At 63.8% G+C, this 22,827-nt stretch carries 20 protein-coding genes and 1 pseudogene; 8 read left to right on the forward strand and 13 right to left on the reverse strand.

Features of this window, described 5'->3' with window-relative positions; translation table 11 throughout:
* Together VR74_RS05535 and dapA are read right to left on the reverse strand one after the other, a co-directional pair.
* On the reverse strand, positions 1–248 hold a 248-nt coding region (locus VR74_RS05535), incomplete at its 3' end, for an SsrA-binding protein (RefSeq protein WP_045695088.1).
* 9 nt (positions 249–257) lie between these two features.
* A complete protein-coding gene (gene dapA / locus VR74_RS05540; protein WP_045695089.1) occupies positions 258–1,136 on the reverse strand; it encodes a 4-hydroxy-tetrahydrodipicolinate synthase in 879 nt (292 codons plus the stop codon).
* Positions 1,137–1,238: 102 nt separating this feature from the next.
* Between dapA and VR74_RS05545 the strand changes: the two genes are divergently transcribed.
* The 7 genes from VR74_RS05545 (at position 1,239) to VR74_RS05575 (ending at position 9,950) form a co-directional block, all read left to right on the forward strand.
* A complete protein-coding gene (locus VR74_RS05545; protein ID WP_045695091.1) occupies positions 1,239–3,260 on the forward strand; it encodes a lytic transglycosylase domain-containing protein in 2,022 nt (673 codons plus the stop codon).
* Positions 3,261–3,341: 81 nt separating this feature from the next.
* Positions 3,342–4,796, forward strand: coding sequence for an amidohydrolase (locus VR74_RS05550; protein WP_299949682.1), 1,455 nt, complete (start codon positions 3,342–3,344; stop codon positions 4,794–4,796).
* A 206-nt stretch (positions 4,797–5,002) separates the two neighbouring features.
* Positions 5,003–6,142, forward strand: a complete 1,140-nt coding sequence (gene nadA / locus VR74_RS05555) for a quinolinate synthase NadA (protein WP_045695092.1) — start codon at positions 5,003–5,005, stop codon at positions 6,140–6,142.
* A 77-nt stretch (positions 6,143–6,219) separates the two neighbouring features.
* The gene (locus VR74_RS05560; protein WP_045695094.1) at positions 6,220–6,687 is read left to right on the forward strand and encodes a hypothetical protein; all 468 of its coding nucleotides are present in this window, start codon (positions 6,220–6,222) and stop codon (positions 6,685–6,687) included.
* Entirely contained in the window at positions 6,671–8,242 is a 1,572-nt protein-coding gene (locus tag VR74_RS05565; protein WP_366462213.1) for an L-aspartate oxidase, read from the forward strand. Before VR74_RS05560 ends, VR74_RS05565 begins: the two co-directional genes overlap by 17 nt.
* Positions 8,239–9,096 (forward strand): carboxylating nicotinate-nucleotide diphosphorylase, encoded by an 858-nt coding sequence (gene nadC / locus VR74_RS05570; protein ID WP_045695095.1) that lies wholly within the window; start codon positions 8,239–8,241, stop codon positions 9,094–9,096. The genes VR74_RS05565 and nadC overlap by 4 nt, the downstream gene beginning before the upstream one ends.
* A gap of 41 nt (positions 9,097–9,137) precedes the next feature.
* Positions 9,138–9,950, forward strand: coding sequence for an SDR family oxidoreductase (locus VR74_RS05575; protein WP_045695097.1), 813 nt, complete (start codon positions 9,138–9,140; stop codon positions 9,948–9,950).
* A 63-nt stretch (positions 9,951–10,013) separates the two neighbouring features.
* On the opposite strand, the gene VR74_RS05580 is transcribed toward VR74_RS05575, so the two are convergent.
* The 9 genes from VR74_RS05580 to VR74_RS05615 form a co-directional block, all read right to left on the reverse strand.
* On the reverse strand, positions 10,014–11,105 hold the full coding sequence (locus VR74_RS05580; protein WP_299949684.1) for a cell wall hydrolase: 1,092 nt from the start codon (positions 11,103–11,105) through the stop codon (positions 10,014–10,016).
* Between the two features lie 429 nt (positions 11,106–11,534).
* Positions 11,535–14,228, reverse strand: a complete 2,694-nt coding sequence (gene ppdK / locus VR74_RS05585; RefSeq protein ID WP_045695098.1) for a pyruvate, phosphate dikinase — start codon at positions 14,226–14,228, stop codon at positions 11,535–11,537.
* Between the two features lie 215 nt (positions 14,229–14,443).
* Entirely contained in the window at positions 14,444–16,627 is a 2,184-nt protein-coding gene (gene glyS, locus VR74_RS05590) for a glycine--tRNA ligase subunit beta (protein ID WP_045695100.1), read from the reverse strand.
* A gap of 82 nt (positions 16,628–16,709) precedes the next feature.
* Positions 16,710–17,261, reverse strand: a complete 552-nt coding sequence (locus VR74_RS05595) for a hypothetical protein (RefSeq protein WP_045695102.1) — start codon at positions 17,259–17,261, stop codon at positions 16,710–16,712.
* Positions 17,262–17,387: 126 nt separating this feature from the next.
* A complete protein-coding gene (locus VR74_RS05600) occupies positions 17,388–18,290 on the reverse strand; it encodes a glycine--tRNA ligase subunit alpha (RefSeq protein ID WP_045695103.1) in 903 nt (300 codons plus the stop codon).
* 62 nt (positions 18,291–18,352) lie between these two features.
* Complete coding sequence (locus tag VR74_RS20565; RefSeq protein ID WP_299949686.1) at positions 18,353–18,487, reverse strand: hypothetical protein; 135 nt, start codon at positions 18,485–18,487, stop codon at positions 18,353–18,355.
* Positions 18,488–18,636: 149 nt separating this feature from the next.
* The gene (locus VR74_RS05605; RefSeq protein ID WP_045695104.1) at positions 18,637–19,365 is read right to left on the reverse strand and encodes a methyltransferase domain-containing protein; all 729 of its coding nucleotides are present in this window, start codon (positions 19,363–19,365) and stop codon (positions 18,637–18,639) included.
* Positions 19,362–19,568: a DUF2007 domain-containing protein gene (locus tag VR74_RS05610; protein WP_045695106.1), complete on the reverse strand. Its 207-nt coding sequence runs from the start codon at positions 19,566–19,568 to the stop codon at positions 19,362–19,364. Before VR74_RS05610 ends, VR74_RS05605 begins: the two co-directional genes overlap by 4 nt.
* Positions 19,568–20,047: a hypothetical protein gene (locus VR74_RS05615; RefSeq protein WP_045695114.1), complete on the reverse strand. Its 480-nt coding sequence runs from the start codon at positions 20,045–20,047 to the stop codon at positions 19,568–19,570. The genes VR74_RS05610 and VR74_RS05615 overlap by 1 nt, the downstream gene beginning before the upstream one ends.
* 173 nt (positions 20,048–20,220) lie before the next feature.
* On the opposite strand from VR74_RS05615, the gene VR74_RS05620 reads away from it, so the two are divergent.
* Complete coding sequence (locus VR74_RS05620) at positions 20,221–21,234, forward strand: polyprenyl synthetase family protein (RefSeq protein ID WP_299949688.1); 1,014 nt, start codon at positions 20,221–20,223, stop codon at positions 21,232–21,234.
* Here VR74_RS05620 and VR74_RS05625 read toward each other — a convergent pair.
* Both VR74_RS05625 and VR74_RS05630 read right to left on the reverse strand, forming a co-directional pair.
* Positions 21,231–22,265 (reverse strand): hypothetical protein, encoded by a 1,035-nt coding sequence (locus VR74_RS05625; protein WP_045695107.1) that lies wholly within the window; start codon positions 22,263–22,265, stop codon positions 21,231–21,233. The genes VR74_RS05620 and VR74_RS05625 overlap by 4 nt on opposite strands.
* Positions 22,262–22,827 (reverse strand): annotated as a pseudogene (locus VR74_RS05630) (4-(cytidine 5'-diphospho)-2-C-methyl-D-erythritol kinase); the annotation flags it as partial. The pseudogene VR74_RS05630 and the gene VR74_RS05625, both read right to left, overlap by 4 nt.

Below are 22,827 nucleotides of genomic sequence, written 5' to 3' on the forward strand. Positions count from 1 at the left end.
TCATGGTTGAACCTGTTCGCCGCCGTATAGATCGGAATGTCGCAATTGATCAGGTAGAGGCCGCCATCCTCGACGCTGGCATAGCTCTCGGCAATGTTCGCCCGGCCTTCGCGCAGGGATTTCACCTCGGAGCCAACCAGCATGATGCCAGCCTCCAGCGTGTCTTCCACAGCGTATTCACGCCGGGAACGCCGGTTCTCTGCAACGAGGCCATCGCCCCTGCCCTTGGTCTGCGGTTTCTTCGCCATGGGGTCTATTTAGGTCCTGAGACCCGCCAGCGCCATAGCGGCGTCTATCGTCTCGCGTGCGGCCGCATCCGGCCCGGTGATCGGCAGGCGCACATCGGGCTGGCATAGCCCGAGCCGCGAGAGCGCATATTTGGCAGGCCCCGGCGACGGCGAGCAGAACAGCGCCTTGTGCAGGGCGACCAGCTTGCGCTCGATCGCCCGGGCCGCGGCCAGGTCGCCCGCGTGGAAGGCGGCATGCATTGCCGCACACATGTCCGGCACCACGTTCGCCGTGACCGAGATGCACCCGGCGCCGCCCATGGCCAGGTGGCCGAGCGCATTCGGGTCTTCTCCCGACAGTTGGACGAACTGCGCATCCCCGATCAGCGCCGCATGCTGGCTGACCCGGGCCACATCCCCGGACGCGTCCTTGATCCCGACAATGTTCGGCAACCGGGCCAGCCGGGCCACGGTTTCCGGCAGCAGGTCGACAATCGTCCGGCCCGGCACATTATAAAGCAGCACAGGCAGGGCCACGGCATCATTGATGGCGCGGAAATGAGCCTCGAGGCCAGCCTGGTTTGGCCGGTTGTAATAGGGGCAAACCACCAGCGCGGCATCGGCGCCCACGGTCTTGGCGTGCTGGACAAGGTCAATCGCCTCGTCCGTCGCGTTCGAGCCGGCACCCGCGATCACCGGAACGCGTCCTGCAACAACCTCTACACAAAGCGTCACAACGTCCTTGTGTTCTTCGGTCGTCAGGGTGGATGTCTCACCGGTCGTGCCAACGGGCACCACGGCGCTCGATCCCCCGGCGATCTGGCGTTCGACAAGCGCTGCGAATGCATCGCGATCAACGGCACCATTCTTGAAAGGTGTGACGAGCGCTGGGATTGAGCCGTGAAACATCGTATTCTTGCCGTGTTTAGGGTGTTGGTGGAAATTCCAGCCTTATATTTAACAATGCCTTCTCATGCTTTGGCATAGAAATAAACACCGATGACATCACTCATGATTCGCTCCCTCTCTGTTTCGGTTCTGCTCGGCCTCGGGGCCCTGAGCGCCGCCGCATCTGCGTTGCCGGATGTGCCGAGCCTGAAGCCGAAACGCGTCTATACATCGCAGACGACCGACGCCAAGAACGCGGAAATCCTGCACAAGGCCATGGAGGCTGCCGGACGCTATGACTGGTCCGAAGTGGCCAGCCTCCAGCGCCGGGCGAGTGACCCGGTTGTGCGCAACCTGATCATGTGGGTCCGCGCCAGCGAGGGCGTACCGGGCATGGGCTTCGATGAAGTCGCCAGTGCCATTGATGCGCTGCCGACCTGGCCCAAGACCGACCGCATGCGCAAGCGCGCCGAGGAAATCATCGACCTGTCATCGCTCAGCCATGGCGACCGCATCCTGTGGCTCACCAAATCCGGGCCGCAGACCGGCGCAGGCAAGATCGCGCTTGCCCGCAGCTACAAGGCCGTCGGCCAGCCGGCCAAGGCCGAAGCCCTCGTGCATGACGCATGGCGCAACAATTCGATGGAGCGCGACCTCGAACGCATCGTGCTGGCGACCTATGGCGGCTTCCTGACAGAGGCCGACCACCGCGCCCGTATCGAATTCCTGCTCTGGACCAACCAGCGCACCGCCGCGTCTAACCTCAAGCCGCTGGTCAGCGCCGACTATCGCAAACTCGTCGATGCCCGCATCGCGCTTGCCGGACGCAGCCGCAATATTGACCGCCTGGTTGAAGCCGTGCCCGCATCGTTGCAGGACAATCCGGGCCTGCTCTATGATCGCGCCCGCTGGCGCCGCACACGCGGCAATCAGGAAGGCGCCACGCCGCTGCTTGTCAGCATTGATGCCAAGGATATTCCCGAGGCCGGCCGTTCGAAACTGTGGGACGAGCGCAATATCGCGATGCGCACGGACCTGAAAGACGGCAATTGGGCGCGCGCCTACCAGCTCACCGCGCCGCATGCCATGACCGAAGGTTCCGATTTCGCTGACGCGGAATGGGCCGCTGGCTGGATCGCGCTGCGCCTGAACAATAATCCCGAGCGCAGCCTGAAACACTTCAAGGACATGACCGCCAGCGTCTCGACGCCGATCAGCCTTGCGCGCGGAGACTATTGGGCCGGCCGCGCACAGGACGTGCTCGGCGAACAGGACGCCGCGCGCGCCTCTTACGGTGCAGCCGCCAAACACAAGTTCACCTATTATGGACAGCTCGCAGCCGAACGGCTCGATGATCGCAAACTGTCCTTTGCCGCATCTACTGAACCGACGCCGGAAGAAGTGGCCGCGTTCAACGCCCGTCCCCTGGTATCGGCCCTGCGCCTGCTCGGCGAAGCCGGCGAGACGCGCCTGTTCCGCGAGTTTGCCTATCATCTTGACGACCAGCTGACGTCGGAAGCCGAGTTCATCCTGCTGGCCCGCATGGCCACGGAATACCAGGTGCCGGATATCGGGGTGCGCGGCGCCAAGGCCGGCCTTGCCAAGGGCATCGTTGCAACCGACGCGGCCTATCCGGTCGTCTCCTTCCCGATGCTGCGCGAACCGCGCGTTGAAAAGCCGCTGATGCTGGCCCTGTCGCGCCAGGAAAGCGAAATGAACCCCAACGCGATCAGCCATGCCGGCGCGCGCGGCCTGATGCAGTTCATGCCGGCTACGGCGCAGAACGAAGCCAGGCTGCGCGGCCTGCCCTATCGCGCCTCATGGCTCACCGATGATCCGGGATACAACATGACCCTGGGCGGCCAGCATCTCGATACGCTGCTGTCCCAGTTCCGGGGCAGCTACATCATGACCGCCGCCGCCTACAATGCAGGCCCCAGCCGGCCCAGGCAGTGGGTAGAGGATTACGGCGATCCACGCACCGGACAGGTCGATCCAGTTGACTGGGTCGAGTTCATCCCGTTCTCCGAAACGCGAAACTATGTGCAGCGTGTGCTCGAAAACACGCAGGTTTACCGTCAGCGCCTCGCCGGCACGCCGGTCGACATCGAGCTGTCGGAAGACCTGGACCGCGGCCGCGACTAGGGTCCGGCGACGCCCCTGCCCCTTGGCAGGACGGTAAACTCCGCTAGGGTCGCGCCTGAATGGAATTCAGGAGTTACCGTGATGTTGCGCCCAGCCGCCTTGACCGCCCTTGCCCTTGTCCTCGTCGCATGCGGAGGCGCCGGAAAGGACACGGCCGCTGACGCGAGTGGCGCTGACGGTTCAGCGAGCGTCGCTCCGGCCTCCAGCCAATCGGTCGAAGCCGGCAAGCCTGCCGCTGCGGCCTCGACACCGCTGCCGAGCGCGGACCCGGCGCTCGTCGAATTCTACAAACGCCTCCACGCGGCCCCCGAACTCTCGTTCAAGGAATCCGCGACCGCGGCCATTCTCGCCAATGAACTCCAGTCCCTCGGCTTTGAGGTCACCACAGGCCTCGGCCAGGACTGGGTGGTCGAGAAATCGATGAAGGACCATGGCGAGGTGCTGGAGGGTGTGGGTGGCTATGGCGTCGTGGGCGTCTTCAAGAATGGCAACGGCCCGACAATCCTGATCCGCACGGACATGGATGCCCTGCCGGTTCCCGAACAGACCGGCTTTCCGTTCGCCTCGAAGGTTGAAGCGACCACCTGGACCGGCGTCGAGAGCAATGTGATGCATGCCTGCGGACACGATGTGCACATGACCAGCTGGGTCGGCACGGCGCGTGAGCTGATTGCCCGCAAGAACAAGTGGAAAGGCACGCTGGTCATGATCGCCCAGCCGGCCGAAGAGATTGGCCTTGGCGCGCAGGCCATGCTGGCCGACGGCCTGTACACGCGCTTCCCCAAACCCGACTACAACCTCGCCCTGCACGTCTCGGCTGCGGCACCGGCGGGCACCATCAATTATTCCAGCGGCTTTGCGCTCGCCAATGTCGACAGCGTCGACATCAAGGTGAAGGGCGTCGGCGGCCACGGCGCCTATCCGCACACGACACGGGATCCGATCCTTGTCGCGTCGCACATCGTCGTTGCGCTGCAGAGCCTGGTTTCGCGCAATACAAATCCGCAGGACAGCGCCGTCGTCACGGTCGGCTCGTTCAAGTCCGGCGCCAAGCACAACATTATTTCCGATGAAGCGAACCTGCTGATCACGGTGCGCTCCTATGACGATGCGACCCGCAAGATGCTGCTCGACGGCATCTCCCGCATCGCCCGGGCCGAAGCCATGGCCTTCGATGCGCCGGAGCCTGACATCACCATCGAGAGTGATTACACGCCCGCCACCTACAATGATCCCGTCACGACCGCCCGCACGATGAAGGCCATCGGCAAGTCCATCGGTGCGGCCAATGTCAGGGAGATGAAACCTGTCATGGGCGGCGAGGATTTCAGCCAGTACGCCCGCACCGCAGAAAATATCCCGAGCGTGATCTTCTGGGTCGGCGCCGTCGAACCGGCGAAATATGATGCGGCCCAGAGTGGCGGCCCGTCCCTGCCATCCCTGCACTCTTCAGGCTTTGCGCCCGACTATGACCCGACCATCGCCACCGGCGTTGAAGCCATGACTGCCGCCGCGATGGAACTGTTCAAGGACTAGCTGTTCCCGGCGTAATCGTCGGAGCCGCTTGCCAATCGGGCCACTCAGCGCTAAACCCCTTTTGCTCATAGTGCGTATAAGTATCGCAGAAGCATTGCACGTGTGCCCTGATCCCGGACGTTTGAAGGATTTCCCTTGAAACCGAAACGCTCAGGCCCATATTATACTCATATCGAGCATAAGTGGCTCGGTGCAAGGAGGACCCCATGGCCCGTTTGATCGATTCCGCTGCTGGCTGCCCGACGCCGACCCCGCTGCGCGGCGTATCCGCCACCGAAGCGCGCGGCCTGTCCTATGACGCCGCCGTCAAGGCCGAGACCGACCATCTCTACCCGCTGGTCGCCGACTTCGTGACGCCCATGGAATGGCCGGCCGTCGCCCCGCTCGTCGCAGCGATCAACCGCCTCAAGAAGCAGAAAAACGCCGTCATCCTGGCGCACAATTACATGACACCGGACATTTTCAGCCTCGTCGGCGACTTTCGCGGCGACAGCCTGCAACTCGCCCGGGAAGCCTCTGCCACGAATGCCGACGTGATCGTGCAGGCTGGCGTGCATTTCATGGCCGAAACCTCGAAAATCCTCGCGCCGGAAAAGACGGTACTTATCCCCGACCTGCGGGCCGGCTGCTCGCTCGCCGCATCGATCACCGGCGCCGATGTGCGCCTCATCAAGCAGAAATACCCGGATTACCCGATCGTCACCTATGTGAACTGCACCGCCGAGGTGAAAGCCGAGTGCCATATCACCTGCACCAGCTCGAATGCGTCGCAGGTTGTCGAGCACATTGCGAAGGAATGGAATTCCGACACGGTCATCATGGTGCCCGACCAGTACCTTGCGAAGAATGTCGCCACACAGACCGACATCCGCATCATGACATGGCCCGGCGCCTGCGAAGTGCACGAGCTCTTTTCGGCCGATGACGTCAGCCAGCTGCGCGAAGCCCATCCCGGTGTGGTCATCCTGGCCCACCCGGAATGCCCGCCAGACGTGCTGGAAGCCGCAGATTTTGCCGGCTCGACCTCTGCTCTGGCCAATTACGTTGCCGAAAACAGCCCGAACAAGGTCGTCCTGCTGACGGAATGCTCGATGAGCGACAATGTGGCGGCGGCGAACCCGGACGTGAATTTCATCCGCCCGTGCAATCTCTGCCCGCACATGAAGCGCATCACGCTGGAAAACATTTATGACTGCCTCGTTACGGGCAAATACGAGGTGACGATCCCGGAAGATGTGCGCGTGCGCGCCAAGGAGGCCCTGGATGCCATGATGGCGCTGCCCAAGATGGCGCGCCCCCTTGCATTCAAGACGGGCCTCAAGCCGCGGGAACTTGAAATGGTGTGAGGCAGCCCGGCAGTTGTGCGGTGACGCAGGCTTGGCTTATGGTTTGGACGGGGCACAATCGCTCAGAGGAGACAAGCATGTTTCGGACCCGGTTCCGGCTGGCGGCAACCGCCCTATTCGCTCTGCTTGCATGCGCGCCGGTTTCCGCTGGCAGCAACAAGGATACCGACAAGTCAGACGTGCTTGGCGCGTGGACCTTCCAGACACGCCCCTACCGCAATGGCACCTGCCTGATGACCGGCACAATGAACCTGTCGCCGCATCCCGAGGCCGGCCAGTACAATTGCGAACTGACCGCCGTCGAAGTCTGCTCCACCTGGGGACGCTCGGTTGTGCGACAGTCATGCCAGGCCCGCCGGTTCGGCGACCAGGTCTCGATCCGCTCGCAGATCGAGGAAATGCTCGAAGCCAAGGTCGAGGGCCTGATCTATATGCCCGACAATTTCACGCTGACCATCGAATCTGCCGACCGCATGTTCGGCGCGCTTGTGTCTGCGGTAACCGCGCCGGCCGAATTCCGCCGCGCCAATGACGGGATATCCTGAAACAGTGGCAAATGGGGGCGTTCTGACCATCGCTGCGTCCGGCGTGGCCGACAGCGAAGTGCTGATCGTCGGGGCTGGCCTGGCCGGGCTTTTCCTCGCGCTCGAACTGGCGCCGCGTCCCTGCGTCGTCATTTCACCCGCCCCGCTGGGCCAGGCCGCTTCGTCCGCCTGGGCGCAGGGTGGCCTCGCTGCCGCGCTCGATCCGCTCGACAGTCCCGACCAGCACGCCAGCGACACGGTCAATGCCGGTTCCGGCCTGGTCGATCCGGTCATCGCGCGGCTCATTGCTGAGGAAGGCCCGGCCCGCGTCCGCGATCTCGTGATGCTGGGCGTTCCCTTTGACCGCACGCCGGACGGCGCACTGGCCCTGTCGCTTGAAGCGGCCCATTCGCGCCCGCGCGTCGCCCGCGTGGCCGGCGATCTTGCCGGCAAGGCCATCATGGATGCGCTCGTCGCCGCCGTCGCCGCCTCAACGCATATCACGGTGATCGAAGGCGTCCGCGCCGTCGGCCTGCTACAGGATTCCAATCGCCGTGTCGCGGGTGTCGTTCTGCGCGACAGTTCCGGCACGCTTACCACGCAAACCGCCCGCCAGACGGTTCTCTGCACCGGCGGCACGGGCGGACTGTTCCAGGTAACCACCAATCCGCGTGAAGCGCGCGGCGACGCAATCGCCATGACCTATGAAGCGGGCGCACTGATCGCCGATGTCGAATTCGTCCAGTTCCATCCGACAGCCATCGATATCGGCCGCGACCCGGCCCCGCTCGCCACGGAGGCCCTGCGCGGCGAAGGCGCAACCCTGCGCAATCGTGACGGCACGCGCTTCATGGCGAACTATCACACGCTTGAAGAACTCGCCCCGCGCGACGAAGTTGCCCGCGCCATCCATTCCGAACGCGCCGCCGGACGCGGTGCCTTCCTCGATTGCCGCACCGCTGTCGGCACTCACTTCCCGGAACATTTCCCGACCGTCTTTGCGGCCTGCAAGAGCGCGGGTATCGATCCGCGCTTTGACATGATTCCGATTGCGCCTGCCGCACATTATCACATGGGCGGGATCGTCGCCGACTTCTGGGGACGGTCGACCTTGAACGGCCTCTCCGTCTGCGGAGAATGCACATCGACCGGTGCCCATGGCGCCAACCGCCTCGCGTCCAATTCCCTTCTAGAGGCCGTGGTATTCTCCCACCGGATCGCCCAGCACCTGCGTGACGCCGACCTGGAAACCCCCGGCCCCTCGGCCGCCACGGTCCCTGCCTCCCTGCCGCACGACGCCCTGCAGGTGCTGCGCGGCAAAATGTCGGCCAAATGCGGCGTCGTCCGGGACGCGGCGGGCCTCGGCGAGCTGATGGAGACAATCGAAATCCTGCGCGAAGCGCACGGCCCGGCCCGCCCCCTCATCACCGCCGGACTGATGGCCACGGCTGCGCTTGCGCGCAAGGAAAGCCGCGGCGGCCATTTCAGAAGCGACTTCCCGGAGACCGGCGCGCCGGAACGCCAGTACCTGCTGCGCGAATTTCCCGTCACAACCGAAGAGATTGCCCCCGCATGAGCCCCGTTCCACCGCCACTGCCCGCCGTCATTCTCGAACCGATCGTGCGCCTCGCCCTCGGCGAAGACCTTGGACGCGCCGGAGACCTGACAACCGACGCGACGATATCGCCCGAGACAAAAATGCGCGTGGTCATCGCCGCGCGAAAGCCGGGCATCGTTGCCGGCCTTGATGCGGCTGCCCACACGCTTCGCCTCATCGATCCGGCCATGGCCCTGTCGATTGAAAAGCCCGATGGCAGCGCCGTGGCTCCGGGCGACGTGATCGGGCGCATGGACGGCTCGGCCCGCTCGATCCTGACGGCAGAGCGCACGATGCTGAACTTTCTCGGGCGCCTCTCGGGCGTGGCGACGCTGACGCGGCAATATGTGGATGCGGTGGCGCATACCAAGGCCCGAATTGTCTGCACACGGAAAACGACACCGGGCCACCGGGCGCTGGAGAAGCGCGCGGTACGCTGCGGCGGGGGCACCTCGCACCGCTACGGCCTGGACGACGCGATCCTGATCAAGGACAATCATATTGCCGCCTGCGGCGGCTCCATCGCCGACACGCTCGCGCGCGCCAAGGCCTATGCCGGGCATCTCCGCATGATCGAGATCGAGGTCGATACGCTGGAACAGCTGGAAGAAGCGCTGAAGCATGGGCCGCACGCTGTGCTGCTCGACAATATGAGCCTGGAAACGCTGCGCACTGCCGTGAGCCTGACGGCAGGCCGCGTGCCCCTTGAGGCCTCGGGCGGCGTGACGCTGAGTTCCGTGGCCGCCATAGCCGAGACCGGGGTTGACTTCATTTCGTCCGGCGCCCTCACCCATTCGGCACCAAACCTTGACGTGGGCCTTGATGTAGTCTGACACTGCAGGCCGCAGGACAGACCTCGCAAGAAGGACAGCGCATGACCCGATCGGGCGGACGCAAGAGCATATTCATTACCGGCGCGGCCTCCGGCATCGGCGCCGAAACGGCCCGTTATTTCTCGAAGCGCGGCTGGTATTGCGGCCTCTACGATGTGAACTCGGCGGGCCTTGCCCAGGTGGCTGACGAGATCGGCACCGAGAATTGCCATGTGGCGACGCTGGACGTGCGTAATCGCCCCGATTGGGCCGCCGCCGTCAATGGCTTCGGCGAGGCCACCGAAGGCGCGATGAACGTTCTTTTCAACAATGCCGGCGTCGGCCGGCATGGCTGGTTCGAGGATGTCGCGCCGGATGACAATGACTGGGTCATCGATGTCAACGTCAAGGGCGTCATCAACGGGGTGCAGGCCTGCCTGCCCCTGCTCAAGGCCACACCGGGCGCCCGCATCGTCAACACGGCGTCCACGGCCGGGATCGTCGGCTCTCCCCAGCTCGCGGTCTATTCAGCCACCAAGTTCGCCGTGCGCGGGCTCACCGAAGCGCTTGATGCCGAATTCCGCGATCTCGATGTTCGCGTCACCAGCCTGATGCCCTGGTTCGTCGATACGCCGATCCTCGACATGGGAGCGTCGGAAGGCGCCAATGTGAAAATGTCGGACCAGATCAGGGAAAACGGGATGAATGTGTATCCGGTCTCCATGGCGGCTGAACGCGCCTGGGATGCCGCCCACGGCAAGGATACGCACTATATGGTCGGCAAGGATGCCGAGCGCGCCCGCTTCATGACACGCTGGCTGCCCGGCGCCATCAGCAAGCGCGTAAGGGCCAGCGTCCCGCCACGCGCCCGCTGACCCACAAAGAAAAAGGCCGCAGACTTTCGTCCGCGGCCCGTCTCGAAAACTTTTCAGAATTGCCTACTGCATGACGCTCGGGTCGCGGTCATTGCTGGCAACCGTGATGCCGGTCTGCTTGGCCATATAGGCGGCAACCGCTTCTCCATCGCCTGACGATTTCAGCTGCGGCTCTTCATAATCGACCGACTTGATCGTCGTCAGGCGCGGGGCACCATTGGTGATCGTGCGATCGGATACCGTCACAGCCGCCGGGGCAATGGTCGGGGCTTCGACTGTCTGGATGTAGGACGTTGCTGCGCCATCTGCCGGTGCGATAATGTCCTCATCGGAGTTCAGGGACGCAAGCTGCACTTCGGCGCGCTTGGCCTGGTATCCCTGGCGCACGCTGGCCCACTCGGATCCACGCGGGAAGCGATAGAAGATGTGCATGCCGATCTTGTCGGTCTTGATCAGGCCGGCGCTCCAGATCGGATCGACATAGGTCGCGTGATAGTGCGTTGCGCCACCCGTGCTGTCGACGTTCAGGTTCATCAGGACGTGCGCCGCAATCGTCTTGGCGCGCTCCCAGTTACGGCCCATTGGCGGCGTTTTCAGCGCGCCGTCGCAGGTAAAAGTGAACTGGCAGCCCGTCGTGCGGGTCGCACCCTGGTAGACCACACCGCAGGCGGAGTCCGGGTAACGGTGGTCGGCCATGCGATTGGCGATGACTTCGGCAACCGCCAGCTGGCCACCGAGTGGCTCGTGGGCTGATTCGTAATACACGGCCTGCGCCATGCATTTCTGTTCGGCGCTGATCGTCTCGGCGCGCTTGATATGTTCCGGGCGGAAGCTGACGAGCGAATTGAGCGCAGCGCCATCACGGTCGCGCATCGCATAGCGGCTCATCGAGGAACCGGTATCGCGCTCCAGCGTATATTCAACAGTGCGCATCCACGGCGTATCGAGCAGGGATGGCGTATAGGCCGCCGACCGCACGGTCACGCCGCCGTCTTCCATGCTGGCAAGCCGGACGGCCTGTTCACGGAAATCGGCGTCAGCGCGCTTCTCTGCCTGGATCTGACCGACCATGGGCAAAGTCACAGTCGCCGCCACGGCGCATACGGCAATCGTGGCGCCACGGACAAAGATATCTCGCTGTTCGTCGTCTGTCATCGTCATCCACCAACGCTTGAGCTTCTCTCGGAGCCCACTCATTGGCGACAGAGTCGCCCTTCGTGGTTGAAGAACCCTTAACAACATCACCGCTCCCCAATCCCCGGCAGACGATATAACTTCGTCATTTGCGACCCGGGCGTATTTGGTTTCATTACAATCTGGAACCACCAAGGCCCCGCTTCTAGGCGGGAAATAGGCGTCCAGCAGCCTAACTAGCAAGAACCTGGCCAGTTCCGTCAGTGACAATTCTGTCAGGTAATATGCCGGCGAATCGGCAGTTTTTTTGCGGCGCAGCAATCTGGCCCCGCAATTGGTTGAAATTCATGGAAATTTAAGGTTTGCCGTGCGCCAGCAGACCCAAGCCAGGAAAAGCAGGTGTGGCAAAATTACAACACCATTTTGCCATCGAAACGAGCGGCTTGCTGCCTATTTGGGCGATTCTTTGAGGGCCGCGTGTGCCGCCGCGAGGCGGGCAATCGGCACCCGGTAGGGTGAACAGGACACATAATCGAGGCCTGCGCGGTGGCAAAACGCGACTGATGCAGGGTCGCCGCCATGTTCGCCGCAGATACCCAGCTTGATGCCCGGGCGGGTCTTGCGGCCACGTTCAGCGGCAATTTTCACCAGTTCGCCAACGCCAACCTGGTCGAGCGTCACGAACGGATCCTTCTCGTAAATGCCCTTATCCTCGTAGATCTTGAGGAAACGGCCCGCATCATCGCGCGAAATGCCCAGCGTTGTCTGCGTCAGGTCATTGGTGCCGAACGAGAAGAACTCGGCCGAATTGGCAATCTCGCCCGCCTGCAGTGCTGCGCGCGGCAGCTCGATCATCGTGCCGACCATGTATTCCAGCGTCGTGCCGGTCTCTGCGAACACGGCCCTGGCCGCCGCATCCACCACGGCCTTGAGGATCGACAGTTCCTTGTGCGTCGCAACCAGCGGGATCATCACTTCCGGAATCGGCTGGCGGCCTGTTTCCTTCGCCACGTTGACGGCGGCTTCAAAAATCGCGCGCGCCTGCATCTCGTAGATTTCCGGATAGGTGATGCCGAGGCGGCAGCCCCGGTGGCCCAGCATCGGATTGCTCTCGTGCAGTTCGCCGGCGCGGCGCTTCAGCTCGTCCACCGACACGCCGGACGCCTTGGCCACCTCGTCCATGTCCGCATCATTGTGCGGAAGGAATTCGTGCAATGGCGGATCCAGCAGGCGGATCGTCACCGGCAGGTCGCCCAGTATGCGGAACAATTCTTCAAAGTCGCTGCGCTGCATCGGCAGCAGCTTGCCGAGCGATGCGCGGCGGCCCTTCTCGTCATTCGACAGGATCATCGCGCGCACTTCAGGAATGCGGTCAGCGTCAAAGAACATGTGCTCCGTCCGGCAGAGGCCAATGCCTTCGGCGCCAAACTCGACAGCCGTGCGCGCATCCAGCGCCGTCTCGGCATTCGCCCGCACCTTCAGCTTGCGGACCTTGTCGGCCCAGCCCATCAGCTCGCCGAAATCACCCGACAGGTCCGGCTGGGACATTTCGACCGCGCCCAGCATCACCTGCCCGGCTGCGCCGTCCACGGTGATCACCTCGCCCTTTTTCACTTCACGGCCCATGACGCGGAACACGCCCTTGGCCGTGTCGATCTGAAGGCCGCCGGCGCCGCACACGCAGGGCCGGCCCATGCCGCGCGCCACAACGGCCGCGTGGCTGGTCATGCCACCGCGCGCCGTCACGATGGCGCGGGCGGCGTGCATGCCCTTGATGTCTTCCGGGCTCGTCTCGACGCGAACGAGGATCACGTCCTCGCCCTTCTCGGCCAGCGCGAAGGCTTCCTCGCTGTCGAACACGACTTTGCCGACCGCTGCGCCGGGGCTGGCCGGCAGGCCGGTCACGATCACGTCGCGCACGGCATTTTCGGCAATCGTCGGGTGCAGCAGCTGGTCGAGTTGGGAGGGCTCGAGGCGCAGAATGGCCTCTTCCTCGGTGATCAGACCCTCGCGCGCCATGTCGACCGCAATCTTCAGGGCGGCTGCGGCGGTGCGTTTGCCGTTGCGGGTCTGCAGCATGTAGAGCCGGTCATTCTCGACCGTGAACTCAAGGTCCTGCATGTCCTTGTAATGGCGCTCCAGCGTGTTCGCCACGTCACGCAGCTGGGCATAGACGGCCGGCATCGCTTCTTCCAGCGGCGCGTCGGACGAACCGAGCGTATCGGCCCGCTCGCGTGAGATCGGCGCCGGCGTGCGGATACCCGCCACCACATCCTCGCCCTGCGCATTGATCAGGTATTCGCCGTAGAAGATCCGCTCGCCGTTTGACGGGTCGCGCGTGAACGCGACGCCCGTGGCAGAGGTTTCGCCCAGATTGCCGAACACCATGGACTGCACGGTCACCGCCGTGCCCCATTCGGCCGGAATGTCGTTCAGCTTGCGATAGGTGATCGCGCGGTCATTCATCCACGAGCCGAACACGGCCGAGATGGCGCCCCAGAGCTGTTTCTTCGGGTCGTCCGGGAAAGGCTCGCCGAGGTCTTTCTCCACCGCTTCCTTGTAGGACACGATGATCGCCTTCCAGTCTTCGGCTTCCATCTCGGTGTCGAGTTCAAAGCCCTGGCGCTCTTTATAATCGTCGAGGATATGCTCGAACGTGTCATGGCGCAGGCCCAGCACGACATTCGAATACATCTGGATGAACCGGCGATAGCTGTCATACGCGAACCGCTCGCCGGCCAGCGCCGCAAGGCCCTTCACCGAGGCTTCGTTGAGGCCGAGATTCAGCACCGTATCCATCATGCCCGGCATCGAGGCGCGGGCGCCCGAGCGCACCGACACGAGCAGCGGGTTGTCAGGATCGCCAAAGCCCTTGCCGGATTCCCGTTCCAGCGCGACCAGCGCGGCATCAACCTGCGGCGCCAGGGTCGAGGGATAGTCGCGGCCCAGCTCATAATAGGCGGTGCACACAGCGGTCGAGATCGTGAAGCCCGGAGGCACAGGCAGGCCCAGCTTCGCCATTTCGGCGAGATTGGCGCCCTTGCCGCCCAGCAGGTTCTTCATCGAGGCATCGCCGTCGGCCGTCCCGCCGCCAAATCCGAATACCCACGTCTCTTCTGCGTGTTTCAAAGCCGCTTCACCCATGAATCTCACCCTTTAACGACCGTGCGTCACAAATGCTTGCCGCAAAACCTGCAAATCCTATGCTGCATTGCAGCGGCGATTGCCAGACCTCAGGCTGCGTGAAATCGCCCCTCAGGCTAGTTTTTTCAGCCCGGCCGGGCCGCAGCCCCGCGCCGGTGGCCTATTTGGCACGCAATCGTAAATGCCATTGTTCCGATCCGGAACAATCAGGCCGGTCAGCCCTCGATCAGCGAGAAATCCGCCACCTGATGCAGCGTGGCGCGCACATCCGTCAGCAGGGCAAGGCGATTCGCCCGCACGGCGGCGTCCGGATCGTTCACCATCACGCCCTCGAAGAAGGCATCGACGGGGCTGCGCAGCTTCGCCAGCTCGCCCATCGCCCCGGCAAAATCCTCGGCCTTGAGCGGCGCCGCAATCGCCTTGCGCACAGAGGTGAGCGCCGCGAACAGCGCCTGCTCTTCCTTGGGGCCCCTTTTGATCAGCGCCGCATCGACGGAGAGGTCCTCCGGCAGCGCGCCCTTCTTCTCTTCGGCCTTCAATATGTTCGCCGCGCGCTTGTAGCCCGCCAGCAAGGTCGCCCCGTCCTCCGTATCGAGGAAGGTGCCGAGGGCTTCAACGCGCTGAACCACTCGGGTAAAAATAGCCCCACCTTCCGCACCTGTTTCGATGCTCAAAGCAGCATCAACGAGATCGTGGCGCCCCCCTGCGTCGCGCAGAGCTACCGCTAGTCGATCCTCAAAAAAGCTCTCCAAATTGTCGATAGTTTCAGCGACATCCAAGTAGTCGCGTTTAAACGACACATCGAAGTGCTTCTCTATGAAGTACCTGAGATAAATTGGAATGCGGTTCTCCAGCATAATCCGCACCACGCCCAGCGCCGCACGCCTCAGCGCAAACGGGTCCTTCGATCCTGTCGGCTTCTCGTCAATCGCCCAGAAGCCCACCAGCGTATCCAGCTTGTCGGCCAGCGCCACGGCGATGCTCACCGGGTCTGCCGGCACGGCGTCGCTTGGCCCCTGCGGCTTGTAATGGTCGCGGATTGCATCGGCGATGATGATCACCTCTGTTCGTTCCTGACTCTGTATTTGTGACTCCGGTGGCGAAACTTGATCTACGTATGCCGACGCGCCCACCGAAGGCACATACAAACCGTATTCTGCTCTTAGTAGATACCGCCCCATCACGCCCTGCAATTCCGGAAACTCGCCGACCATTTCGGAAACCAAATCCGCCTTGCAAAGCCGCGCCGCGCGTTCGGCCAGATCCGGGTCCGCACCCACTGCCTCGGCCAGTTCCCGCGCCAGAGCCGCCACGCGCTCCACCTTGTCGCCCAGGCTGCCCAGCTCTTCCTTGAACGCAATTGTCGACAGCTTGCCAGCCATCTCGTCCAGCGGCGTCGCCTTGTCCTTCTCCCAAAAGAAGCGCGCATCGGAGAGCCGCGCGGAGAGCACCCGCGCATTGCCCGCCGCAATCTGTTTACCACCATCAGACGCGCCGATATTGGCCACCACGATGAAGTGCGGCGCCAGCTTGCCTGTCTTCTTATCCGTTACCGCAAAATATTTCTGGTGCGTCCGCATCGACAGCGTGATCACTTCCGGCGGCAGGTCCAGGAATTCCTTGTCCATATCGCCCAGCACCACGACCGGCCATTCGGCAAGCCCCGTCACCTCTTCCAGCAGGCCCGGATCTTCCACCCATGTCAGCCCCGCCTTCGCGCACACGTCCGCAATGCCCCTGGCGATCACATCGCGCCGCGCATCCCGCGTCAGGCGCACATGGCCCTTGCCCTCCAGCTGTTTCGAATAATCGGCCCAGCCCGTCACCGTGAACGGCCCGCGCCCGTGCACCCGGTGGCCCTCAGTCTGGTTGCCGCTTGCCAGCCCATCGACCTTGAACGGCACAATCTCACCATCCAGAACGCAAAGAATGCGCTGCAGCGGGCGCACCCAGCGCAGCTCTCCGGTGCCCCAGCGCATGCTCTTTGGCCAATGGAAGCTGCGAATGATCGCCGGCACGGCCTCGGCCACCACGTCCGCCGTCAGGCGGCCGGGCTTGTCCAGCATGGCGACATAGAAGTCGCCCTTCTTGGGGTCGCTGCGCACTTCGGCCTGGTCGATGGAGGCGAGCCCCGCGCCCTTCAGGAAGCCCGCAATCGCCTGCTCCGGCGAGCCGACCTTCGGCCCCTTGCGCTCTTCGGACACATCCGCCGATTTCACCGGCAGGCCCGTCACATGCACGCTCAGGCGGCGCGGCCCGGAGGCCGTCTCCAGCGCGTCAAACGCAAGGCCCGCCCCGGTCAGCGCATCGCCCAGCGCCTTGCCGAGATCGGCCTCGGCCTTGGCCTGCATGCGCGCAGGGATTTCCTCGCAAAAGATCTCGAGCAACAGGTCAGCCATAAGGGGTCCAGCCGTTTGGAATTGAACCAGCACGGCATAGACGCGCCTGCGCCGGGGTCAAGACTTGCGGGCCAGATCAGACCTAGACCCCGCACGTCCCCTTCACCGGCACCGGCGTGCCAAGCGCCGGGCGGGTCACCTGGATCGTGCCCTCGTAATCCCTGGATTCAAACCCCTCGCCGACCTCGGTCAGGATCAGTTCAATGGCAAATTCCCTAGCCTCATTCCTGTAGACCCATTTCTCGATACCGTCGCGGGCATCCTTGGACACCTGCTCCAGCGCCACCGTCTCGCCGTTCACCGCGACCGCCGCAGGCGCAGGCACGCCGGCAATCTCGGTGATGAACAATAGCTCGCCAGCCTCGCCGCCCGCATCCGCCCCGCCACCATCGGCCTTACGCAAATGGCAATAGATCTCGTTCGTGGCCGGGGTCAGCGGCGTCAGCTGCCAGGAATCAGACGCGGCCGGATCGTCGATCGACATCGGCGTCTGCATCATGGTCGGCGTTTCGGCCTCCTCCGCGGCGGGCGGGGTCATGGCGGCGTCATTCGGCGCAGGCGATGGCGTTTTCGGATCGCAGGCCGCGAGGCCGGCAGCGAAGACAAGGGCGATAAGGGCAGGCATCGGTTTCATGGGAGAAGTCTCCTTCAACCTCACAAACGCCGGGCTGCCCCTTTGGTTCAATCTGCCAGCGCGACGCGCTCATCCTGAGCGAAGCCTGTCCCTGCGCAGGCAGGGATCGAAGGATGGGCTTGAAAGTCAGGCCCCGGCCCGTACCTCTTCCTGCTCGGCCCACTGGGCCGCCGCGCCGCGCGCAAGGTCGCGCACGCGGGCGATATAGGCCTGCCGCTCGGTCGGGCTGATGGCGCCGCGCGCGTCGATCAGGTTGAACGTGTGGCTGGCCTTCAGCGCATAGTCATAGGCCGGCAGCGGCTTGCCCGCCGCGCGCAGCGCGTTCGACTGGCTCTCGCAATCGGCGAACCAGCGCTTCAGCATCTCGACGTCCGAATGCTCGAAATTGAAGGCCGATTGCTGGCGCTCATTCTCAAGGAACACGTCGCCATAGGTCAGCGGCACGGCGCTGTCCGGGTCGTTGAACGGCAGGTCGTACACATTATCGACGCCGAATACATACATGGCGAGGCGTTCGAGCCCGTAGGTCAGCTCGCCGGAGACCGGGAACACATCAAGCCCGCCGACCTGCTGGAAATAGGTGTACTGGCTGACTTCCATCCCGTCGCACCAGACTTCCCAGCCAAGCCCCCAGGCGCCAACGGTCGGGTTTTCCCAATCGTCCTCCACGAAGCGGATATCGTGCACCATGGGGTCAATGCCGATCCTGTAAAGGCTCTCCAGATAGAGATCCTGCAGGTTGGCCGGGTTGGGCTTCAGGATCACCTGGAACTGGTAATAATGGCCGAGCCGGTTCGGGTTCTCGCCATAGCGGCCATCCTTGGGCCGCCGCGATGGCTGGACATAGGCCGCCCGCCAGTTCTTCGGACCAAGGGCACGCAGCACCGTGCCGGGGTGCAGCGTCCCGGCGCCGACTTCCATGTCATAGGGCTGCAGGATGGCGCAGCCCTGCGCGGCCCAATAGGCCTGCAGGGTCAGGATCAGGTCCTGGAAGGATTTCGGCTTGGGCTGGGCTTTTGGCGCAGGCATGGGGCACGTCCGGAAATTGAGGTTCGCCCGGAACTACAAGCCAGCGCCCTGCGGCGCAAGCATTAGAGACCCTTGGAGTCCCGATGGTCGGCCGAACCGCTCTGCCGCCCGGTCATCGCGCGGTAGAAGGCGGGATGTCCCAGCATCGCAATGCCGATCCCGAAAATGGCAAACCCGAAGAAGATTACGCCGAACATGATGCAACAGACCCTTCCTGTGACTCAGTCTGTTTTTTGGAGGTGGGGACGGAGCCCGCGGTTTCAAGCGACAGGCGATCGCCCACACATCACCCCCATACACCCCCACATAACCCTCTCACACTCCCACATCCCCCCACAACACCGCCCTACCACACCACCCCACCGCCCGTTGTCACCGCTTGCCCCGTGACTGACCGCTCTCCATTCGCCTCGTGCAGATGGATAGGCGCCAGCAACCGGACGGGCCCGCGCTTCAGGCCTTTGCGCCCCCTCACCAGCACCCGCCGGGCTTCCTCGCCTGGCTTCGGCGCCACAGGCAGCACCGTGATGTCGCCGGTCTGCCTGTCCAGCGCGGCCAGGATACGCGCCAGTTCCGCGGCCCGGTGGACAAGCACGATTGGCGCACGCGGCCTGGCGGCAAAGACCATCGCCTTGACCCAACCGGAAACATCAAGCGATTCAAGGTAGGCTGCGGCTTTTCCCTCGCCTGGAGGGGAAATGCGGCCCGGCTCGAAATAGGGGGGATTGGCGAAGACCAGATCGAACTGGTTCTCATGGGCTTTCACCCAGTCAGAGGCTTCGCCCGCCTCGACCGTGACGCGTCCGTCAAACCCGTTGGCCGCCACGCCCGCCTCAGCCAGCGCCGCCATTTCGGCGTCGATCTCCACACCCGTGAACCGCATCCCCGGCATCCGGAACGCCGCTGGCAGCAGGGCCCCGCCGCATCCGCACCCCAGCTCCAAAGTCGCCCCGCCAGACTTCTCCGGCAGCGCTGCCGCCAGCAGCAGGGAGTCGCTCCCGGCGCGGAACCCCTTCAATGGCTGCACCAGCTTCACCCGGCCCTGGTAGACCGTGTCCTCGGTCGCCGCAGTCACCCGCGCTCGACCTCCGCCAAGGCAAGCTCAGCCGCCCTGACAGCGCCTTCACGCACCATCACGCGACGCGGAAAGGCACCGATATTGCCTTCCACAGCCGACATGTGCTGGTCTGCCACGAAATAGGTAATGCCTGCTTCCTGCAGCAAGTGTTCGATATAGGACAGTTTCACCAGATCATTGGTGCGGAAGACTTCCTCCATCAGGGCGCAGTGCCCCGCAGATTGATATCCACGGATCGCGCATCATAGACCGACGGGCGGTCCGGCTTCGGGTTCTTGCCCGTCACGATATCAATCACGGTCGTCACCTTGGCGCTGCTCGAACCGACCGGGATGCCGAAACCCACTCCCACGCCCACGCCGCTGCCATAGGAACCACGCGATCCGCCGATGCTGACCGAGGATCGGCTTTCCGAACCGGCACCCTCCTGATCGGTGTAGCCGCCGGTGATTTCGAACCAGTCATTTCCGTCCTGAAGGGTCAGTTCCGCAGCACGCAGCAGCGCAAGGTCATGCGACCGGCTGGGGTCCTTATCGGTGTAGGAGACCCGGTAGCGTCCGGTCTCGATTTTCTGGTGTGTGTATCCCGCCGCGCCGCTGGACGTGGCCGGACCATAGGGGGAATGGCTGGCACAGGCTGTGACCAGGATGAGGGAGGCGAGTGAGATGAGCGTTTTCATAAACGCAATAAAGCCCAAAATCGTGGAACGTTCCAGCATTTCAGGCACTGCAGCTATGGCGCTGGCGCAACACTTCACACATATATAGCTGCGGCCCGGTGCCGCGTCGTGCTTTGCGGCCGCATGACATAAGCCTAAACACTGATGGTTATCGATCCAACAGGAGTGACCACTTGACCCTCGCGCCGAGACCCAGATCCAAGGCGGCCATCGGTTCGATCGTCGAGCGCATGCAGACACTTGTCGCTGACGACCTTGCGGCGGTTGAAGTCCTGCTCGCCGAACGGGCAGCAAGTCCCGTCGCCGTTATCCCGGACCTCTCCGGCTATATCGTTTCAGCAGGCGGCAAGCGGCTTCGGCCCATGATCACCCTGATTGCAGCGCACGCGGTAGGCGCCGCCAATCCGGCGACGCATGCCCTGGCAGCGGCCGTGGAATTCATCCACACGGCGACCCTCCTGCATGACGACGTGGTCGACGAAAGCGACCTGCGCCGCGGCCAGCCTGCCGCCAAGGCGATCTGGGGCAACAAGGCGTCCATCCTTGTCGGCGACTTCCTGTTTGCCCGCGCCTTCAACCTTCTGGTCGAAGCCAACAGTCTCGAGATCCTGAATCGCCTCGCAACCGCCTCGACCACGATTGCCGAGGGCGAAGTGCGCCAGCTGGCCGCCATGCAGGCGCGCGACCTGCCCACCGAGGATTATCTGGCCATTGTCGAAGCCAAGACCGGCGCCCTGTTCGAAGCGGCGGCTGAAACCGGCGCCATGTCGGCCGGCGGCGACCAGTATGCGGCGGCCCTCGCGACCTATGGCAAGAATCTCGGCCTGGCCTTCCAGATCATTGATGACGTGCTCGACTATGGCGGCACGACAACGGTGATCGGCAAATCGGTCGGTGACGATTTCCGCGAGTGCAAGATCACCCTGCCGGTGATTATCGCCCGCCGTCGCGGGTCGGACGAAGATCGCGCCTTCTGGGAACGCGCGCTTCACCCCGATACCCAGTCCGAGCAGGACCTCGCCCATGCCGTGCACCTGATCCGTGCCACAGGGGCAGCAGAGGCCACGGTACAGGAGGCCGAAGCCTACGCCGCCCTGGCCAAGGGTGCGCTGCGCAGCCTGCCAGCCAGCGCGTATCGCGACGCGCTCGAAGATCTCGCCGATTTCTGCGTGGAACGGGTCTACTAGAGACCTTTGGCGGCCAGCTGGCGGCCGAGCGTTGCCCGCTGCCAGACCCACAATCCCATGCCGAGCGCCAGCAGCACGAAAATGACCTCCGCACCAAACAGTGGTCCGAGGGCCAGCAGCCCGGCGCCGGAGACAAGCGTCATGGCGGCCCAGAGCAATGCGACCTTCCAGTGCGGCCAGCCGGCTCTCAGGAACAGCTGATACGCATGATCGCGGTGCGCCTCCAACAGGTGCCGCCCGGCGCGCGCCCGCCAGATCAGCGTCATGAAAACATCGACCAGGAATGGCAGCATCAGGATGACGGGCTCCCACACGGTGAGGCGGCAGGCGACCACGAGGCCCGCCGCGCCCAGCAGGGCCCCCATGCCCAGCGAGCCTGTGTCACCGACAAAAAGCCGGCCGGCCACGTTCCAGGCAAGGAATCCCAATGTCGCGGCAGCGACCAGCGCAGTGAGGTCGCTCATGGCGCGCTCGAGTCCGGTGCCGGGGCCGGCGAGTGCCAGCCAGTTGAGCAGGATGGACAGGGCGATGAGCATCAGCGTCGCGCTGCCCATCGCGAGGCCGTTGGAGCCGTCCATGAAATTGGTCGCATTGGCCATCACGAAGAGCCAAAGCCCAACACCTGCTACAGAAAGCCAGACAGGGAGCGCATAACCTTCACTGGGTCCAAACGGCAAATGGAAGTAGCCAAGGCGAGGGCCGAAGGCGGCGGCGAGGAGGGAAACCAGGGCCAGAAGCAGGAGTTTCAGCTTCGGGTTCAGGCCAATGAAATCGTCAAAAAAGCCAATAATGACTGATGCAAAAACGAACAAAAGCAGCGCCGGAAGGCCGTTTTGGGAGGTGACTGGCAGGACACCGACGAGAAACAGGCCGAGGATGACGGAAAGGGCGATCGCAGCGCCGCCCGCAGTCGGCACCGGCGCAGTCTGGGTCTTGCGGCCGCCATCGGGCGCGTCTTTCACGCCAAGCCGGATCACCAGCAAACACAACAGGAATGACAGGAATGGCAGGCCCAGAAGTGCAGGAATCATGACCGGTCAGTACCTCCGAGCAGGGTCGCACGCACCCACCAGCCGGGATGCGAAGCGCTCAGCAATTCGGCAGATTCCTGCGCGGCGGCAAGTGTGGGGTAGAGGGCAAGGAAGGTCGCGCCCGAGCCGCTCATGCGGGTGAGCATGGGGAGGGGCAAGGGGGGGAGCGCGCGGGTGGCGCGGCCAAGGGCGGGTATGAGGAGGCGGGCGGGCGCCGCGAGGTCATTGCGCTGGCCCGAAAGCCAGGTGACCAGTTCATTCATGCCTGCGAGGGGCGGCAAGGGGCCTGTCTCGGCAAACCCTGCTCCGCCCGAGGCCTTGTCGAACCGCTCGAACACAGGCCCGGTCGGACAGGCGATACCCGGATTGTACAGCACGGCGGGCAAGGGCGCCGGCAGGGTGACGGGCTCGACCCGTTCGCCCTCGCCGCGCATGAAGGCCGGGGTTCCGAGGAGCGCAACCGGCACGTCCCCGCCCAGCCCCGGCGCCACGCTGCGGGCATGGCGAGGGTTAATGCCCCAGAGACGTGTGAGCAGGTGAAGCGTGGCGGCCGCATCCGCAG

The organism is Hyphomonas sp. BRH_c22, from assembly GCF_000961795.1.
In the GTDB taxonomy this organism is placed as follows: domain Bacteria; phylum Pseudomonadota; class Alphaproteobacteria; order Caulobacterales; family Hyphomonadaceae; genus Hyphomonas.

Bases quoted from the DNA above. Each gene is read 5' to 3' on its own strand.
- VR74_RS05560 (WP_045695094.1), top strand. From the start codon at position 6,220: ATGTTTCGGACCCGGTTCCGGCTGGCGGCAACCGCCCTATTCGCTCTG.
- glyS (WP_045695100.1), bottom strand. From the start codon at position 16,627: ATGGCTGACCTGTTGCTCGAGATCTTTTGCGAGGAAATCCCTGCGCGC.
- VR74_RS05545 (WP_045695091.1), top strand. From the start codon at position 1,239: ATGATTCGCTCCCTCTCTGTTTCGGTTCTGCTCGGCCTCGGGGCCCTG.
- VR74_RS05595 (WP_045695102.1), bottom strand. From the start codon at position 17,261: ATGAAACCGATGCCTGCCCTTATCGCCCTTGTCTTCGCTGCCGGCCTC.
- dapA (WP_045695089.1), bottom strand. From the start codon at position 1,136: ATGTTTCACGGCTCAATCCCAGCGCTCGTCACACCTTTCAAGAATGGT.
- VR74_RS05565 (WP_366462213.1), top strand. From the start codon at position 6,671: ATGACGGGATATCCTGAAACAGTGGCAAATGGGGGCGTTCTGACCATC.
- VR74_RS05625 (WP_045695107.1), bottom strand. From the start codon at position 22,265: ATGATTCCTGCACTTCTGGGCCTGCCATTCCTGTCATTCCTGTTGTGT.
- nadC (WP_045695095.1), top strand. From the start codon at position 8,239: ATGAGCCCCGTTCCACCGCCACTGCCCGCCGTCATTCTCGAACCGATC.
- VR74_RS20565 (WP_299949686.1), bottom strand. From the start codon at position 18,487: ATGTTCGGCGTAATCTTCTTCGGGTTTGCCATTTTCGGGATCGGCATT.
- nadA (WP_045695092.1), top strand. From the start codon at position 5,003: ATGGCCCGTTTGATCGATTCCGCTGCTGGCTGCCCGACGCCGACCCCG.
- VR74_RS05550 (WP_299949682.1), top strand. From the start codon at position 3,342: ATGTTGCGCCCAGCCGCCTTGACCGCCCTTGCCCTTGTCCTCGTCGCA.
- VR74_RS05575 (WP_045695097.1), top strand. From the start codon at position 9,138: ATGACCCGATCGGGCGGACGCAAGAGCATATTCATTACCGGCGCGGCC.
- VR74_RS05580 (WP_299949684.1), bottom strand. From the start codon at position 11,105: ATGACAGACGACGAACAGCGAGATATCTTTGTCCGTGGCGCCACGATT.
- VR74_RS05615 (WP_045695114.1), bottom strand. From the start codon at position 20,047: ATGAAAACGCTCATCTCACTCGCCTCCCTCATCCTGGTCACAGCCTGT.
- VR74_RS05610 (WP_045695106.1), bottom strand. From the start codon at position 19,568: ATGGAGGAAGTCTTCCGCACCAATGATCTGGTGAAACTGTCCTATATC.
- VR74_RS05600 (WP_045695103.1), bottom strand. From the start codon at position 18,290: ATGCCTGCGCCAAAAGCCCAGCCCAAGCCGAAATCCTTCCAGGACCTG.
- ppdK (WP_045695098.1), bottom strand. From the start codon at position 14,228: ATGGGTGAAGCGGCTTTGAAACACGCAGAAGAGACGTGGGTATTCGGA.